Consider the following 15,538-nt stretch of genomic DNA (forward strand, 5'->3'; position numbering starts at 1 on the left):
CGTGGCTCGCAGCCTACGACTCGTGGCTCCGACCGCACCTGGATGGCGCCGACCGTTGACGTGAGGCGGATCTTCTGCTCCTGTGGCGAGTCCGGCCGACGTGTCCTGTCGCCGTCTCCGGTCGCCCCATCGCACATCTCGTGCACGAGCGCCATGCTCCCGCCGTTCCCGGGTCCGCTCACTAGCCTGGACTCTTCATCACCGTAGGGAGAGACACATGAACACCTCATCGCTCACGAACCAGATCAACGAGGCGCTCGCGGCACTTGGCGGCGGTCCGTTCCTCACGACGAAGACCACCGAGCAGGACGCCACGACCACGGTCACCGGCACCCTCGGTGACAGCGAGATCCACATCGACTTCATCGAGGAGGGCAACGGCACCGAGGCCGAGAAGGACCACACGGTCGTCGTCCGCGACGCCTCGGGCAAGCAGATCGGCGAGGGGCGCGGTGACTCGACCTTCGCCGACGCCATCTCCGCCTTCGGCTGGGCGGGCGTGCTCGACGCCGTCAAGAACGGCTGATCGCGCCATCATGACCTCGAGGGTCCGGTCTCGTCCGCGTTCGCGGTGGGCCGGGCCCTGTGTCGTCTCCAGGAGGCACCCGTGACGCCACGATCGGACGACGGGCCGGAGGAGGACGACCACTGGTTCGTCGTGAACGGTAGACGCTGGCGCCGGACGGATCCGAGTCTGCCGTCGGAACTCGTCGCGTCCCTCCAGTCCCACCTCGGCCGCGGGCGCTCCGGCGTCGGCGTCGCGAAGCGGGCAGGCGATGACGACGCGGTCGCTGCTGCCCGCCGCCGGGTCGGCCTCGCCAAGCACGGGCTCGGTGAACGCGGCCCGAAATGGTGGGAGGAGCCGGAGGCCGATCGACTCGGGCGCGCCGAGGCGGCGCTGCGGGAGCTCGACGCGCTCGACGAGGCATCAGCAGGGTGATCCGGCCGGGTGGACCTGCGCTCCGCCCGCTCTTGCGTTCTGATCGATCTCGGCATATCGTTTATCGATACCAACGACAATCGATATGGATGTGATGATCATGACCGAGTCCACCGATCGCCCGACGCCGTCCGGCTTCGACCACGCGGCCTGGCAGGCTGCGAAGACCCAGCGCTCCACCCGCAACGACCTCGTGTCCGTGCTCGGTGCCGCCGTCGTCGCGGCGGGGGCCGTCGTCGTCATGCTCGTCCTCCGGCTGCTCGACGTCTTCGGCACCGACGGGACCCGGGTGCCCGTGTTCTTCGACGCCGTCGACACGGTCCTGCCGGGTGCGGCAGGAACCGGCGCCTTCACGATCGACCAGGGCTCGGTCGTCGTCGCCGACCTCCCGGTGGCGACCTTCGTGTGTGTGCTGCTCGCCGCGATCCTGCCGGCGATCGCGAACCTCGTGGTCATCGTCTGCGCGTTCCGCTTCTTCCGCCGTCTGCTGCGTGGCGATGCCTTCGCACCCGGGAACGCACGGCTGCTCTCGATCGCCTCGATCGCCATCCTCTGCGGGTGGATCGCGGACACCTGGTTCGGCACGATGGCCTCGAACGGGGCGCTCGCTGTCGCGACCGACGGCGCCGTCGAAGGGACCCCCTATCCGCTCACCTGGATCCCGTTCTTCGTCGCCATGGCGGTCGGTGGCCTCGCGATCGCCTTCCGCGCCGGTGAGCGCCTGCGCGCCGACACCGAGGGACTCGTCTGATGGTGCCGACGCCCGAGGAGGACGTCGCGACCGGTGTGCACTGCAACCTCGACCGGTTGCTCGCCGACCGTGGGCTCACCCTCGCCCGGCTCAGCGAGCTCGTCGGGGTGAGTGTGGTGAACCTCTCGGTGCTGAAGAACGACCGCGCGAAGGCGATCCGGTTCTCGACCCTGACGGCGATCTGCCGGGCGCTCGACTGCACGGTCGGCGAACTGCTGGAGCTCGACGACGCCCGCTGAGTGGTTCGGACCCGACCTTCAGTGCCGCCGCTCGCGGAGCAGCAACTGCGTGAGGTACAGCCCGCCGACGACCACGGTGACGACGCCGACCGGGACCGTCAGCGGGATCAGATGCTGGGCCACGAGGTCGGACGCGAGGAGCAGGACGCCGCCGACGAGCCCCGTCGCGGCCAGCGGGATCCCCGGCGAGCGGGTCAGTCGGCGTGCGATCTGCGGAGCGGCCAGGGCGATGAAGGCGATCGGGCCGGCGACGGCGGTCACCGCGCTCACCAGCGCGACCGCGAGGCCGATGAGGATGGCGCGTTCGCGGGTGAGGCGCACCCCGGTCGCGGCAGCCACATCGTCACCGAGTTCGAGCTGGCGGAGCGGACGGGCGGCCAACGGCAGGACCGCGAAGAGCACCACGAGGCACGCGAGTGTCGGCCAGACGACGGTCGCGGTCGCGGTGTTGAGCGTCCCCGCGCCCCAGGCCGCCGCGAAGAGCGCGACGTCGAGGTCGGCCCGGAGGAGCAGCCAGCTGTTGAACGCGGCGAGCATGGCCGAGACGCCGATGCCCACGACGATGAACCGGAACCCCGGCAAGCCCTGGCGGAGGGCCAGCAGGAAGATCGCGACCGCGGCAGCCAGACCGCCGAGCAACGACCCGGCCATCAACGCCGGCCAGCTACCGCCGAGGAGGAGGAGCGCGACGAGCATCCCGGTGAACGAACCGTTCGCGAGGCCGATGATGTCGGGGCTCGCGAGTGGATTCCGGGTGAGGGTCTGGAAGATCGCTCCCGAGACACCGAGCGCTGCACCGAAGCCGATCGCCGCGAGGACCCGGGGCAGGCGCCAGTCCAGCACGACCGTGCGGGCCAGGCCGTCGACGCGTCCGGTGAGGACGCTGATCACCTCCTCGGTGGTCAGCGGGTAGTCGCCGAGCGCGAGACCGGCGATCGCCGCGACGACGATCGCCAGGAGTGCGGTGGCGCAGACGATACGGGTCCGTCGTGCCGGTCGGCGCCCGGTGATCGGACGTGCGGTCTCCCGTTCCCGTGTCGTGCTCACAGGCCCGAGGCCGTTCTGCGTCGGGCGAGCGCGATGAGGACGGGCGCCCCGACGAACGCGGTCACGAGCCCGACGGGCATCTCGCCCGGGAGCACCGCGATCCGTCCGACGACGTCGGAGCACAGCACGAGGACGCAGCCGACGAGGACCGAACCCCCGAGGATGCGTCGCTGATCACTGCCGACCGACCAGCGCACGAGGTGGGGCACGACGAGGCCGACGAAGGCGATCGGCCCGGCGATCGCGGTGGCGCCGCCGGCGAGCAGCGTCACCGCGGCGAGCACCAGGATGCGACTGCGCGTGACGCTGACGCCCTGTGCTCTGGCGACGTCCGGGCCGAGGGCGATCGCGTTGAGGCTCCGCGCGCTCGCCGCGGCCAGGACGAGCCCCACGGCGAGGAAGGGGAGGACCGGCACGACGACACCGAGGTCGCGTTCGAGCAGGCTGCCGGCGTTCCAGCCGCGCATCCGGTCGAACGCGTCGGGGTGCGTGATCGCGATCCCCGTCGTCAGTCCGGCGAGCACGGCGCCGAAGGCGACACCCGTGACGGTGAGGCGGGCGGTGGAGGACTGCTCGCGCCCGCCCGAACCGATCGCGTACACGACGAGGGTGACGACGAGCGCCCCGCCGCACGCGAGCCAGGCGATGTCGCCCGGCGTCCGGACGCCGAGGAACGCCAGGCCGACGGCGACCGCGAAGCCTGCCCCGGCGTTGACCCCGAGGATGCCGGGGTCGGCGAGCGGGTTCCGGGTGAACGCCTGCATGAGCGCGCCAGCGACGCCCAGGGCCGCGCCGACGGCCAGCGCCGCGACCGTGCGTGGCACCCGCTGATCCCACACGACGAAGTCCGCCTCGTCCGAGCCCGTGCCGAGGAGCGCGGCACGGACGTCATCCGGTGCGATCGGGTTCGCGCCGACGAACAGCGACAGGAGGACGGCGACCGCGAGCGCCGCGACGCCCGCGAGCAGTACTGCGAGCAGGCGGTGTCGCTGCGGCGCCCGCCTCCTCACCGAGGTGTCGCGGGCGGTCAGGATCGCGGTCGGGTTCGTCACGACCCGTCGGAGAGCAGCCGGTCGAGGTCGTCGAGGACGGCCATGCCGCCGAGGGGGCCGACGCCGGTGATCCAGAAGGACTGGTCGACGAGGTGCAGCTCGGGGAAGGCGTCCGAGTTCGCGGTGAGGGAGGCCGGCAGTGTCGAGGTGTCGTCGGGGTCGACGCTCGTCACGAAGACCTGGTCGGCCTTCGCCTCGAGTACGCGCTCGGGGGAGAGGTCGAGGGAGATGTCCTCCCAGGCGTGTTCGGGCGTCGTGAACCCGGCGCAATCGAGGGTGCTGCCGGCGAAGGAGGTGGGGCCGTAGAGCGTGAGGACGCCGTCGCGCGGGCGGATCAGCTGTGCCGTCTTGCCGGCGGTGTCGTGCTCCTTCGCGATCTCCGCGCAGCGTGCGTCGTAGGCGTCGAGGAGTTCGTCCGCGCCGTCCGGGTCACCGAGTGCCTCGGCGACGAACTGCACGTTGTCGCGCCAGGGGTCGGTCTGCGTCGCCATGAACACGGTCGGTGCGATCTCAGACAACTGGTCGTACAGGGCGGAGTGCCGCGACTCGGTGCCGATGATGAGGTCAGGCTTCGCAGCGGCGATCAGCTGCACGTTCGGCTCCGCCACGGTCCCGACGGTGGGGATGTCGGCGGCCTGCTCGCCGAGGTAGGCGGGGACGCCGGCGGTCTCGTTCAGCACCGCTGCGCCCACCGGGGTGATGCCGAGCGCGACGGTCGTGTCGAGCTGCACCGGTTCGAGGACGACGACCCGCTTGGGTGCGTCGGGGATGCTGGTCTCGCCGTGGGCGTGCTCCATGACGTGGGTCGCGCTCGTCGCGGTGTCCGAGGGGGTCGAGGCGCTCGAGCTGCTGCAGGCGGAGAGGCCGAGGGCGGCGATGGAGAGGGCGGCGACGGCGACGAGACGTCGACGATGGGCGAGGGGGAGGGGCACGGATCACCTTTCGAACGGGCCGCGACGGACGCGACCAAGTAAGGCAAGCATAACCTTCATTCGGGCGTGGTTCTGGGGCGAGCGTTCCAGTAGCCCTGCCCGTGCACGCGCTCGGGATCGATCCCGTGGTCGGTCGTCGCAGCGCGCAGGAGAGGGATCCGGGTGCTCTCGGTCACCAGCCAGGCGGCGAAGTCCGTGCCCAGTGTCGCCGCCGACGACCCGTGCAGTTGGAGCCACTGCTCGATGCCGGCGACGAGCGCGTCACCGCCAGGCCGCCCGGCCCGTTCATGGACCTCGACCGTGTGACGCTCGAGCAGTGGCCCGAGCAGGGCGGTGTCGGCGGAATCGCCGAGCTCGAGGAGGACGTGGGCGCGGACGTCCTCGTCGAGGGAGCGCAGGATCCCGTGGACGGCGGGGAAGGCCGTCTCGTCGGCGGCGATGAGCACGGTCGTCGCGGTACCGGGCGCCCACTGGACACCGTGCGTCGGGTCGCCGCGACGGACGTCCGGCCCCGAGACGAGCAACCGGTCGCCCGGCCGCGCCCCGAGCGCCCAACGACTCGCCGGACCGGCCGGCTCGTGGATGAACACGTCGAGGTCGACCTCCTGCTGCGCCGGCCTGACGCGGTGGGCGGTGTAGCTGCGCATCACCGGGCGGTCCGCCGGTGGGAGCGCTCGCCAGGCGCGCCGCCACGCGTGCTCCGGCAGGCCGCCGTGGAGTCCGTCCGGGTACGCACCGTCGTCTCCCGGCAGCAGGATCTTGATCCGCTGGTCCCGCTCGTACGGGGCGAAGTCGACGAGCGAGGCACCGGCGAGGGTGAGGCGGACGAAGCCGGGGGACAGCCGTTCCGTGCGGTCCACGACCGTGTCGAACAGGATGTTCGGCGAGTGCAGGAACGGAACGGGCATCCTGTCGAGTCTAGGAGGACCCGGCTGCGGCGTGCCGGGTCCTCCGTCGTTCACCCGCGGCGGACGGCGCGTGCGATCACGGCGCAGAGGGGGATGGCGACGATGGTCAGCGCGGCCGCAGCCGGGAGGAGCAGGGACGCACCCCAGGTTCCGAGGATGATCCCACCGACCGCCCCGCCGGTGGCGATCGAGCAGTTCCACACCGTGACGAGCGCCGACTGGGCCGCGTCCGCGGCGTTCCCGGCGACCCGCGCGATCGCCACCTGGAAGAGCACGGAGTAGGCGCCGAAGGCGAGCCCCCAGCCTGCCGCTGCGATGAGGAGGACGACGACCGGGGGATCCCAGGCCACAACGGCGAGGCCGACGGTCCCGAGGAGGGCGGCCGTGAGGATGGTCGTCCCGAGGCGCAGGTTCGCCAGCCGTCCGGCGCCGAGGGTCCCGACGACCGACGCCACACCGAAGGTGGCGAGGAGCACCCCGAGCGGCACGGGCGTGCCGCGGGCGGACAGGACCGGTGCGAGGTAGGTGTACGCGATGTTCTGGCCGATGATGCAGACGGCGAGGGCCACGACGATCGTGACGACCGCGGGGATGCGGAGCGCCGCACCCATGCGTGTCGAACGCCCGGGGGCGCTGCCTGGCACGCGGGGAGCGACGACGACCGCGATGACGCCGAGGAGCGCGGTGGCGGCGGCGACGATCCCGAACACCGTGCGCCAACCGAACCCCTCACCGAGGACCGCGCCGGCCGGGACGCCGAGCGCGAAGCCGAGCGTGGCACCGGACAGCACGATGCCGAGTGTGGAGCCGAACCGCTCCGGGGTGGTGAACCCGCGCGTGTACCCCGGGAGCATCGCCCAGACGACGCCGGCCACGAGCCCCGCGACGAACCGGGTCGCGAGATGCGTGAGCAGGTCGGGCGCGACAGCTGTGCCGGCGTTCGCGAGCGCCGAGACGACCAGGGCGAGCAGCACGACCGTCCGGCGGTCGAGTCTCGCGAGCGCACGGCTGATCGGGATCGCGGCGACGATACAGCCGAGTGCGAAGACGGCGACGCTCTGGCCCGCGATCGACTCCGACACGCCCAGGTCGGCGGCCATCGCGGGGAGGACCCCGGCCGGGAGCACCTCGGTGAGGAGTGTCACGAATCCGACGGCGGCGAGGAGCAGCGCGGTCGGCAGGGGAGAGCGGGTTCGGGTGGCAGGAGGGGTCGTGGATCGTGTCGTGCGCACGCTGTCGGTGGTCATGTCGGTGAGTCTCCCGGCCTGCCACTGGTGGCAGGGTCAAGCCGGCGAGGATGCCCCGGGAATATCCGCCCGGCACCGACGGCTGCTCCAAGAGGACACAACTCGGTCGAAGGGGTCTTGCATGCGCATCGGCGAACTGGCGGCGGCCACCGGGAGCACACCGCGGCTGCTCCGGTACTACGAGGAACAGGGGTTGCTGCGCCCGACCCGCTGCCCGAACGGGTACCGCGAGTACGGGGACCACCTCGTCGCGAAGGTGCAGCGCATCCGCGAGCTGATCGCCGTCGGCATGCCGACCGCGCTCATCCTCCAGGTCCTGCCCTGCTTCGAGGACGACGACACGATCTACCAGGTGACGCCCTCGGCGGAGGTGCTGGAGCGGTTGCTCGAGCATCGCGAGCGACTGGATGCGAAGCTCGGCTGCATCCAGGAGAGCCGGGACGCCATCGACGTCTACCTCCAGCGCGTCGGCGGCGTCGCGGTCTGAGCCGACCGAGTCGACCGAGTCGGCTGGGTAGGCTCGGCGCATGTCACTCGATCCGTACTACCGCGACCGCCTGAGCCTCTTCGACGGGTTCTCCAACGCCGATCGCGCCGCCGCCGGCGGAGCGCTCGACGAGGCGTTCCAAGAACGACTCATCGCGTACGGCGACGACGGGCCGTGGAGCCCGCCGATTGATGTGGTGATCACCGACGAGGTCGTCGACGGTCCGCACGGTGCGGTCCCGATCCGACGCTACGTCCCGGCCGATCCCAGTGGCGTCGCGCTCCTCTGGGTGCACGGCGGCGGCTTCGCGGCGGGGACGCTCGACTGGCCGGAGGCGCACGTCGTGAGCGCCGAACTGGCGGCGCGATCGGCTGCCGAGGTCGTCTCCGTCGACTACCGCCTGGCGGACGGCACGACGCGATACCCGGTGCCGCTCGACGACGTGCTCGCGGTCTGGGAGCAGCTCGACGACGAGCGGTCGACCGTTCCCGGTTCGCGGACGGCCATCGGTGGGGCCAGCGCCGGAGCGGCCCTCGCGCTCGCCGCGTCACTCCGCAGCGATCGTCGTGCGGACGCCGTGCTGCTGGCCTACCCGTTCCTGCACGCGGTCGTGCCCGCCTTGCCGTCGGACGTCCTGGCCGAGATGGCGGTCCTCCCGGACTTCATGCGGTTCCCGACCGAGTCGATCGACTGGATGGTCGAGAACTACGTCGGTCGACTCGACGACGTGCCCGAGCTCGCCCTGCCGGGAATCGTCCCCGTGACCCCGGACCGCCCGCCGCTGTCGGTCCTGCTCTCGGAGTTCGACGACCTCCGGCCGTCGGGGGAGCTGCTCGTCGCGGCGTCGGAGGCCGCCGGTGCACCCGTCCGTAGTCGGCTCGAGCCGGGCGTCCTCCATGGTCACCTCAATCGCCATCCGGTCGCGCCAGGCGTCTCCCCGTCGCTCGACTGGCTGGCCGACGGGCTGCGCGCCGTGGGGAACCACGCCGGCTGAGTCTTGCGTGATCCCCGTCAGCGGGCATACTGGAGTCACACTCCGTTCCCGAACGGAGTTCGGTTTTTGCTTCCGGCTCGCCTGAGCCCGGGTGATCCCGACGCCGCCCCACTCACCGACGAGAAACGGACCACCCATGAGCGAGCATGAACCGGCGCTGCCCTACCGCGACGCGAGCCTGCCGGTGGAGGACCGGGTGGAGGACCTCCTCGGACGGATGACCGTCGCCGAGAAGGCCGGCATGCTCTTCCAGACGATGATCGCCCCGGGCCCCATCGACGAGGCGAACCCGCACATGGGACTCGCGAGCGGCGAGCACATGATCGGCGAGCAGCTCATGTCCCACTTCAACGTCCTCGGCACCGCGCCCGACACGACGGCCCTCGCCGAGTGGACCAACGCCCTGCAGGAGCGCGCCTCGCGCACGCGACTCGGCATCCCCGTCACCCTGTCGACCGACCCGCGCAACCACTTCACCGACAACGTGGGGACGGCGGCCCGTGCCGGCGCGTTCTCGCAGTGGCCCGAGACGCTCGGCCTCGCGGCGATCGGATCGGCCGACCTCGTCGAGGCGTTCGCCGACACAGCGAGGCAGGAGTATCTCGCCGTCGGGATCCGGCTGGCGCTCCACCCGCAGGTCGACCTCGCGACCGAACCGCGCTGGTCGCGCATCGGCGGCACGTTCGGTGAGGACGCCGAGCTCAGTGCCGAACTCGTCGCGGGCTACATCCGAGGCTTCCAGGGCGCCGAACTCGGGCCGCAGTCGGTCTCCACGATGACGAAGCACTTCCCCGGCGGTGGGCCACAGCTCGACGGGGAGGACCCGCACTTCGCCTACGGGCGCGAACAGGTGTACCCCGGCGACAACTTCGACTACCACCTCATCCCGTTCCGCGCCGCGATCGCCGCCGGTGCCGCGCAGATGATGCCGTACTACGGGATGCCCGTCGGGACCGAGCACGAGGAGGTCGCGTTCGCCTTCAACCACGGGATCATCACCGGGCTCCTCCGCGAGGAGCTCGGGTTCGCAGGCGTCGTCTGCACCGACTGGGGACTCGTCACCGACACGTCGATCATGGGGCAGGACATGCCAGCGCGGGCGTGGGGCCTGGAGCACCTCGACGAGCTGTCCCGGGTCGAGCGCATCCTGCAGGCCGGTTGCGACCAGTTCGGTGGCGAGGCCCGACCCGAGCTCGTGGTCGAACTCGTCGAACAGGGGCGCATCACCGAGGATCGCATCGACGCCTCGGTGCGTCGACTGCTGCGCGAGAAGTTCGTGCTCGGGCTCTTCGAGCAGCCGTACGTCGACGCGGGCGCCGCGAGCGGCATCGTCGGGCGCGCGGACTTCGTCGCCGCCGGCGAGGCCGCACAGCGCCGCGCCTTCACCGTCCTGACGAACGTGGAGGAGACGCTGCCGGTGCGCTCGCCGCGTCCGCGGTTGTACGTGGAGGGCGTCGATCCCGAGGTCGCCGCCGCGTACGGCGAGGTCGTCGCGGATCCGGCTTCGGCGGACGTCGCCCTCGTGCGCATGCAGACGCCGTACGAACCGCGGCCCGGCGGCTTCGAGGCCATGTTCCACGCCGGATCGCTCGACATCCCGGCCGACGAGGTCGAGCGGTTGCGGGCGCTCGCGCTGGCGGTGCCGACGGTGCTCGACATGCTCCTCGACCGACCGGCGATCCTCACCGGGGTGGCGGACGCGGTCGCGGCGCTCGTCGCGAGCTTCGGCGGCAGCGACGCGGCGTTCCTCGACGTCGTGTTCGGTCGGGCGCTGCCGGAGGGCCGGTTGCCGTTCGACCTGCCGCGCTCGATGGCGGCCGTCGAGGCGAGTCGGTCCGACGTGCCCTACGACACCGAGGACCCGCTCTTCCGTTTCGGCCACGGCCTCACCTACCCCGCCGGTCCCTGAGCACCCCTCCCGGTCCCTGAGAGCACCCCTCCCGGTCCCTGAGCCTGTCGAAGGGCGTCAGCGCTCGGACCCGCGCAGCTCCAGACGCACGTCCAGTGTGTGGGTCACGGGCGGGCCCGCCTCGCCGGCGATCAGTGCCAGGAGGGTCTCCGCCGCCACGCGGCCCATGAGCGCCACGTCTTGCGCCACCACGGACACCGGCGGCGACACGAGCGGTGCCGCCTCGAAGTCGTCGAACCCGACGAGCGGAAGCCGTCGCCCGGCCGTCGCGAACGCCTGCACCGCCCCGATCGCGGCCCGGTTGTTCGCGGCGAACACGGCGTCCACCTCGCCCGTCGCCAGGAACCCCGTCACGACCACCGCAGCGTCCTCGACGGAGTGGGCGCCGTCGGAGACGATCGGCTCGATCGGACCCGTCCCCGCCGCGCCGCCGAGGTCGGCCTCAGCCAGCGCCCGGTGGTAGCCGGCCAGTCGCTCGCGCATCGTGTACAGCTCGAGCGAGTCGCCGAGGAACGCGACCCGTCGTGCGCCCGCGGCGAGCATGGCCGCGGTCGCCCGGGTCGCTCCGCCCGCGTTGTCGGCGAGCACCGTGTGCGCCTCGACCGACTCGAGTGGCCCGGTCGGTCGGTCGACGAGCACCATCGGGACGTGCACGATCGTGCTCGTGGCCCAGGCCGTCGTCGCTTGGCGTGGCGGCACGACGACGAGGCCGTCCACGCGCTGCGCGACGAGCCGGTCGACGAGGAGGCGGTGCCGGTCGGCGTCCTCCTCGGAGCTCGCCGACATCAGCAGGTAGCCGTGTTCCGTGCACACGCGCTCCACCGAGCGTGCCAGCACCGAGTAGTAGGGGTTCGCCAGGTCGCTGATGATGAGCCCGATGACCTTGCTCGACCGCCCGGGCCGGATGCTCGCGGCCGCCAGGTTGTGCCGGTAGCCGAGGGCCTCGATCGCCGCGCCGATCCGTTCCGACAGCTCCTGGTTGATGTTCGTCGCGCCGTTCACATACCGTGACACCGTCTTCAGCCCGACCCCGGCCGCCGCGGCGACGTCGTTCATGGTCGGGGGTCGGGAGCTGCGCATGCTCACCATCCTGGCGTATGGGGGGTCACACGACCGGCTCGCCCGCGCCCGCGGCAGCGAAGAGGCCGTTGAGTCCGGGGCGCAGTCGGGTGATCTCAGCCGCCGTCGGCCGGCGTCCCGCGATCGTCGCAGCGGCACTCGCGCCCGCGAGCTCGGCCGCTTCCGCCGGTGCTGCACCGCGTGACATCGCGAACAGCAGGCCGGCGGTCGACGCGTCCCCAGCGCCGTTGGTCGACACGAACGCGGGTGCGGCGACGGGCGGCGCGACGAGGTCGACGTCGGCCCAGGCCTCGGCGAGCGGTGCGAGCATCCGTCCGCTCAGTCGCAGGCGGTCGACGCCGGCCGCCCGCAGGAGCAGACCGTCCTCGCCGGCCGAGATCGCCACGACGCCGGCGCCCCAGGCGAGCAGGAGGTCCGCGAACGCCGCGGCTTGGGCCAGCGGTGATGCGCTGGTCCCGGCCGGGAGGCGGAGCGTGCCGAGCGCCGAACGCAGGTCGTCGACGCTCGGACTCACGACGTCGGTCAGCGGCAGGGTGCGCCGGAGGATCGCCTCCCAGTCCAGATGGCCGACGGCGCTCGTGGGGTCGACGACGGCGAGGTCCATGGACGTGGTGGCGCCGTGTCGGTGGATCCGTTCGAGCAGCCTCGCGAGGGGCGCCGCGTCGTCGGCGACGATCCCGGGGAGCAGCGGGGGATAGCCGAGGTGGACCAGGTCCGCGTCGCCGACGGCCAGGTGCTCGCCGGTGAACACCTCGTTCGCGCCCGTGTGGTGCCAGAAGGTCCGGTCGAGGCCGGCGGGCTCGACGACGACGCTGTAGGAGGTCGCGGCCCGGTCGGTGACCTCGAGCGCCGGGTGGAGCCGGTCGTGCGCCGCGATGCGTGAGGCGACGATCGCGCCGAGCTCGTCGTCGCCGACGGTCGCGTGCAGGCGGACCGTACTCCCGAGATCGGCGAGGGCGAGGCCGGTGTTCGCGACGCAGCCACCGAGGGAGATGCGGAGCGGGCCGGTGTCGATGAGGGCGCCCGGATCGATGCGTGCGCTCGCGCTCAGCCCCGGCGACAGGTCGACGCAGATGTGACCGGCGACGACGATCTCGCCCATGGACCCTCCGTTCTTCGCCCCGGGCTGACCCGGGCCAAGCTAGACAACGTTGTCTCAGGCCACTACTGTGACACACCGAGGGACGATTCGGAAACCCTCCCCGTCACGATCAGGAGCCGCCGCAATGTCGCTGTACCGCCTCAATCGTCTCTTCAACGCCCGATCCGGTCGCGCGCTCGACGTCGCCGTCGACCACGGGTTCTTCGGCGAGCGTTCGTTCATCACCGGCATCGAGGACATGGGCGAGGTCGTCCGCACGCTCGTCGCCGCGGGCCCGGACGCCGTCCAGCTGACCCTCGGGCAGGCCCGTCTCCTGCAGCAGGTCCCCGGTAAGGACAAGCCGGCGCTCGTCCTCCGGACGGACGTCGCGAACGTCTACGGCAACCCCCTCGACTCGATCCTCTACAGCCACCACGTGCCGCACGCGATCGAGGAGGCCGTCCGGCTGGACGCCGTCGCCGTGTGCGTCAACCTCATGCAGATCCCGGAGCACCCCGAGGTCCGTGAGGCGAACATCCGCTCGATCATGGCCCTGCGCCGCGAGGCGACCCGGTACGGGATGCCGCTCATGATCGAACCCCTCGTCATGCAGGACAACACGACGGCCGGCGGGTACCAGGTCGACGGCGACATCGAGAAGATCGTCACCCTCGTGCGCCAGGCGGTCGAACTCGGCGCCGACCTCATCAAGGCCGATCCGAGTAGCGACATCACCGAGTACGCGCGCGTCGTGCAGGTCGCCGGAGACGTCCCCGTCCTCGTCCGTGGCGGCGGTCGCGTCGACGATCGGACCCTGCTGGAGCGCACGGTCGCCGTCCTCGACGCCGGGGTCAGCGGCATCGTCTACGGCCGCAACATCATCCAGCACGAGCACCCGGCGGCCATCACCGCGGCACTCATGGCGGTGCTGCACGACGGCGCCGACGCCGATGCCGGCCTCGCGATCCTCGAGGCGGCTCGCGCATGAGCGCCGACCAGGTGACGGCCGACCGGCCGACGGCGGAGCGCGTCAACGTCGCGATCATCGGCGGCGGACTCATGGGGCGCGAGACCGCAGCCGCCATTCAGCGCTGGCCGGCGCTCATCGACCACCCGGTGCGACCCCGACTGACGGCCGTCTGCGACATCAACCCGGCGGCGCTCGACTGGTTCGACGAGATCGACACGGTCGTCACGAAGACCACGGACTACCACGAGCTGCTCGCCGACCCGTCAGTCGACGTCGTCTACGTGGCCGTGCGTCACGACCTTCATGAGCAGATCTACACCGACGTCATCCGCGCCGGGAAGGGCCTGCTGGCGGAGAAGCCCTTCGGGATCGACGCGGCGGCCGCGCAGTCCGTCCTCGCGGCGATGGCCGAGCACCCGGAGAGTTTCGTCCGGTGTTCGAGTGAGATGCCGTTCTTCCCGGGAGCTCAGCTGGCGATCGACTACGTCCGGTCCGGGGCGCTCGGCACGATCGTCGAGGCGCGCAACAGTTTCCTGCACTCAAGCGACATCGATCGGGGCAAACAGATCAACTGGAAGCGCCAGACGCGGTTCTGCGGTGAGGCCGGCGTGATGAACGACCTCGGGATGCACACCTGGCACGTGCCGCTGCGGCTCGGCTGGGCACCCGAGAGCGTGTACGGGGTGCTGCAGAACATCGTCACCGAGCGTCCGGGCCCCGACGGTTCGCTCGTGCCGTGCGACACCTGGGACAACGCGGTGCTGCACAGCTGGGCGACCCACGACGGCGTCCGTTTCCCACTGACGACCGAGACGAAGCGCATCGATCCCGGGCAGAAGAACACGTGGGAGTTCGAGGCGATCGGTCTCGACGGCGGGGTCCGGTTCAGCACGAAGAACCCGAAGCTCGTCGAGGTGTTCGCGGTGCGGGACATCCCGGGCGGCGGTCGGGAGCAGGTGTGGCAGCAGCTCGACGCGGGGAGTCAGTCGGTGTGGCCGACGGTGACCGGCCCGAACTTCGAGTCCGGGTTCTCCGACACGATCCTCCAGATGTGGGCCGTGTTCCTCGCCGAGCGACACGGCTCCCTCAGCGACCGGTTCGGGGCGGCGCGCCCCGAGGAGGCGGCGCTCACCCACGACATCTACCGAGCGGCGATCCGCTCCCACGAGGAGGGTCGCGCGATCGCGCTGTGACTGCGCATCGGCTGGGAGGCCACCCGATCGTCTCCCAGCCGGGAGCGCGCGGGCCACGCGTCCCGTCCGTGAGCGGAGGCCGGTGTCGGCGGGGTGGGGGACACTCGGGAGATGCCCCACAGACGATGCGTACAACCCGGGTGCGACGCCGCGGCATCGGTCGACGCGCCTGTCGCGCTCTGCGAGGATCACCTGGCCCTCGCCGCCGACTGGGCGGAGCGCCGATGGGGCGTGGTCGACGCCCTGCCCTCGCCGTGCATCATGTGCGGCTCGCGGCTCGGCCGGCACTACCCGTCCGCCTGGTTGTGCGCCGCGTGCGAGTGGCGGCACGGGGACGTGCCCGACGACGACCTCGCCCGGCCGCGGATCGACGTCGTCTACTACCTCCGTCACGGCGACCGCGTGAAGATCGGCACCACGACGAACCCTCGCCAGCGGTTCGCCGCGATCTGGCACGACGAACTGCTCGCCCTCGAACGCGGCGACCGGCACGTCGAACGTGCCCGTCACGAACAGTTCGCCCGCGAGCGCCTCGAACGCTCCGAATGGTTCACGGGGTCGCCTCGACTGCTCGCCCACATCGCCTCGGTCGCCCGCGACGTCGACCCCTGGGACCTCTACAGCCGATGGCTCAGCGAGGCGGCGGCACTGCGTGGGCGATAGTCTGCCGCTCCCGAGCCCGTCGAGGGGTGGGAAGCGCTCGCGGGC

General features: G+C 71.6%; 17 protein-coding genes. 10 read left to right on the forward strand and 7 right to left on the reverse strand.

Going from position 1 to position 15,538, the window contains the following annotated elements:
- The first annotated feature begins 217 nt into the window (after positions 1 to 217).
- The 4 genes from A4X17_RS05880 (at position 218) to A4X17_RS05895 (ending at position 1,930) form a co-directional block, all read left to right on the forward strand.
- Positions 218 to 526 (forward strand): hypothetical protein, encoded by a 309-nt coding sequence (locus A4X17_RS05880; RefSeq protein WP_064294727.1) that lies wholly within the window; start codon positions 218 to 220, stop codon positions 524 to 526.
- Positions 527 to 607: 81 nt separating this feature from the next.
- On the forward strand, positions 608 to 940 hold the full coding sequence (locus A4X17_RS05885; RefSeq protein WP_064294728.1) for a hypothetical protein: 333 nt from the start codon (positions 608 to 610) through the stop codon (positions 938 to 940).
- A 100-nt stretch (positions 941 to 1,040) separates the two neighbouring features.
- Positions 1,041 to 1,691 (forward strand): DUF2975 domain-containing protein, encoded by a 651-nt coding sequence (locus tag A4X17_RS05890; protein WP_139205314.1) that lies wholly within the window; start codon positions 1,041 to 1,043, stop codon positions 1,689 to 1,691.
- Positions 1,691 to 1,930, forward strand: coding sequence for a helix-turn-helix transcriptional regulator (locus tag A4X17_RS05895; RefSeq protein ID WP_064294730.1), 240 nt, complete (start codon positions 1,691 to 1,693; stop codon positions 1,928 to 1,930). Before A4X17_RS05890 ends, A4X17_RS05895 begins: the two co-directional genes overlap by 1 nt.
- A gap of 18 nt (positions 1,931 to 1,948) precedes the next feature.
- Here the strand turns inward: A4X17_RS05895 and A4X17_RS05900 are convergent, their stop codons facing one another.
- Genes A4X17_RS05900 through A4X17_RS05920 form a run of 5 tightly spaced genes read right to left on the reverse strand, consistent with a single transcriptional unit; the run spans position 1,949 to position 7,116 of the window.
- Positions 1,949 to 2,977: an iron chelate uptake ABC transporter family permease subunit gene (locus tag A4X17_RS05900; protein ID WP_064294731.1), complete on the reverse strand. Its 1,029-nt coding sequence runs from the start codon at positions 2,975 to 2,977 to the stop codon at positions 1,949 to 1,951.
- On the reverse strand, positions 2,974 to 4,029 hold the full coding sequence (locus tag A4X17_RS05905; RefSeq protein ID WP_231884302.1) for an iron ABC transporter permease: 1,056 nt from the start codon (positions 4,027 to 4,029) through the stop codon (positions 2,974 to 2,976). The genes A4X17_RS05900 and A4X17_RS05905 overlap by 4 nt, the downstream gene beginning before the upstream one ends.
- Positions 4,026 to 4,961, reverse strand: coding sequence for an iron-siderophore ABC transporter substrate-binding protein (locus tag A4X17_RS05910; protein WP_064294732.1), 936 nt, complete (start codon positions 4,959 to 4,961; stop codon positions 4,026 to 4,028). The genes A4X17_RS05905 and A4X17_RS05910 overlap by 4 nt, the downstream gene beginning before the upstream one ends.
- Before the next feature lie 56 nt (positions 4,962 to 5,017).
- Positions 5,018 to 5,869, reverse strand: coding sequence for a siderophore-interacting protein (locus A4X17_RS05915; RefSeq protein ID WP_064294733.1), 852 nt, complete (start codon positions 5,867 to 5,869; stop codon positions 5,018 to 5,020).
- A 50-nt stretch (positions 5,870 to 5,919) separates the two neighbouring features.
- Complete coding sequence (locus A4X17_RS05920) at positions 5,920 to 7,116, reverse strand: MFS transporter (RefSeq protein ID WP_064294734.1); 1,197 nt, start codon at positions 7,114 to 7,116, stop codon at positions 5,920 to 5,922.
- Between the two features lie 121 nt (positions 7,117 to 7,237).
- Between A4X17_RS05920 and A4X17_RS05925 the strand changes: the two genes are divergently transcribed.
- The 3 genes from A4X17_RS05925 (at position 7,238) to A4X17_RS05935 (ending at position 10,506) form a co-directional block, all read left to right on the forward strand.
- A complete protein-coding gene (locus tag A4X17_RS05925) occupies positions 7,238 to 7,603 on the forward strand; it encodes a MerR family transcriptional regulator (protein ID WP_064294735.1) in 366 nt (121 codons plus the stop codon).
- A gap of 40 nt (positions 7,604 to 7,643) precedes the next feature.
- The gene (locus A4X17_RS05930) at positions 7,644 to 8,597 is read left to right on the forward strand and encodes an alpha/beta hydrolase fold domain-containing protein (RefSeq protein ID WP_064294736.1); all 954 of its coding nucleotides are present in this window, start codon (positions 7,644 to 7,646) and stop codon (positions 8,595 to 8,597) included.
- A gap of 136 nt (positions 8,598 to 8,733) precedes the next feature.
- Positions 8,734 to 10,506, forward strand: coding sequence for a glycoside hydrolase family 3 protein (locus tag A4X17_RS05935; protein WP_064294737.1), 1,773 nt, complete (start codon positions 8,734 to 8,736; stop codon positions 10,504 to 10,506).
- Between the two features lie 57 nt (positions 10,507 to 10,563).
- Here A4X17_RS05935 and A4X17_RS05940 read toward each other — a convergent pair whose 3' ends face one another.
- Together A4X17_RS05940 and A4X17_RS05945 are read right to left on the reverse strand one after the other, a co-directional pair.
- Positions 10,564 to 11,586, reverse strand: coding sequence for a LacI family DNA-binding transcriptional regulator (locus A4X17_RS05940; protein ID WP_082915957.1), 1,023 nt, complete (start codon positions 11,584 to 11,586; stop codon positions 10,564 to 10,566).
- Positions 11,587 to 11,611: 25 nt separating this feature from the next.
- Positions 11,612 to 12,688, reverse strand: coding sequence for a carbohydrate kinase family protein (locus A4X17_RS05945; protein ID WP_064294739.1), 1,077 nt, complete (start codon positions 12,686 to 12,688; stop codon positions 11,612 to 11,614).
- 124 nt (positions 12,689 to 12,812) lie between these two features.
- On the opposite strand from A4X17_RS05945, the gene A4X17_RS05950 reads away from it, so the two are divergent.
- The 3 genes from A4X17_RS05950 to A4X17_RS05960 all read left to right on the forward strand — a co-directional run bounded on the left by A4X17_RS05950 (position 12,813) and on the right by A4X17_RS05960 (position 15,493).
- Positions 12,813 to 13,655 (forward strand): class I fructose-bisphosphate aldolase, encoded by an 843-nt coding sequence (locus A4X17_RS05950; RefSeq protein ID WP_064294740.1) that lies wholly within the window; start codon positions 12,813 to 12,815, stop codon positions 13,653 to 13,655.
- A complete protein-coding gene (locus A4X17_RS05955; protein ID WP_064294741.1) occupies positions 13,652 to 14,830 on the forward strand; it encodes a Gfo/Idh/MocA family protein in 1,179 nt (392 codons plus the stop codon). The genes A4X17_RS05950 and A4X17_RS05955 overlap by 4 nt, the downstream gene beginning before the upstream one ends.
- A gap of 111 nt (positions 14,831 to 14,941) precedes the next feature.
- Positions 14,942 to 15,493, forward strand: a complete 552-nt coding sequence (locus A4X17_RS05960) for a GIY-YIG nuclease family protein (RefSeq protein WP_064294742.1) — start codon at positions 14,942 to 14,944, stop codon at positions 15,491 to 15,493.
- The last annotated feature ends 45 nt before the right edge of the window (positions 15,494 to 15,538 follow it).

Origin of the sequence: Plantibacter sp. H53 (assembly GCF_001650455.1) — a bacterium.
GTDB classification, from domain to species: domain Bacteria; phylum Actinomycetota; class Actinomycetes; order Actinomycetales; family Microbacteriaceae; genus Plantibacter; species Plantibacter flavus_A.

Coding starts and splice junctions, on each gene's coding strand:
- A4X17_RS05880 (WP_064294727.1), top strand. CDS start 218: ATGAACACCTCATCGCTCACGAACCAGATCAACGAGGCGCTCGCGGCA.
- A4X17_RS05895 (WP_064294730.1), top strand. CDS start 1,691: ATGGTGCCGACGCCCGAGGAGGACGTCGCGACCGGTGTGCACTGCAAC.
- A4X17_RS05955 (WP_064294741.1), top strand. CDS start 13,652: ATGAGCGCCGACCAGGTGACGGCCGACCGGCCGACGGCGGAGCGCGTC.
- A4X17_RS05935 (WP_064294737.1), top strand. CDS start 8,734: ATGAGCGAGCATGAACCGGCGCTGCCCTACCGCGACGCGAGCCTGCCG.
- A4X17_RS05960 (WP_064294742.1), top strand. CDS start 14,942: ATGCCCCACAGACGATGCGTACAACCCGGGTGCGACGCCGCGGCATCG.
- A4X17_RS05945 (WP_064294739.1), bottom strand. CDS start 12,688: ATGGGCGAGATCGTCGTCGCCGGTCACATCTGCGTCGACCTGTCGCCG.
- A4X17_RS05925 (WP_064294735.1), top strand. CDS start 7,238: ATGCGCATCGGCGAACTGGCGGCGGCCACCGGGAGCACACCGCGGCTG.
- A4X17_RS05890 (WP_139205314.1), top strand. CDS start 1,041: ATGACCGAGTCCACCGATCGCCCGACGCCGTCCGGCTTCGACCACGCG.
- A4X17_RS05940 (WP_082915957.1), bottom strand. CDS start 11,586: ATGCGCAGCTCCCGACCCCCGACCATGAACGACGTCGCCGCGGCGGCC.
- A4X17_RS05915 (WP_064294733.1), bottom strand. CDS start 5,869: ATGCCCGTTCCGTTCCTGCACTCGCCGAACATCCTGTTCGACACGGTC.
- A4X17_RS05930 (WP_064294736.1), top strand. CDS start 7,644: ATGTCACTCGATCCGTACTACCGCGACCGCCTGAGCCTCTTCGACGGG.
- A4X17_RS05920 (WP_064294734.1), bottom strand. CDS start 7,116: ATGACCACCGACAGCGTGCGCACGACACGATCCACGACCCCTCCTGCC.
- A4X17_RS05950 (WP_064294740.1), top strand. CDS start 12,813: ATGTCGCTGTACCGCCTCAATCGTCTCTTCAACGCCCGATCCGGTCGC.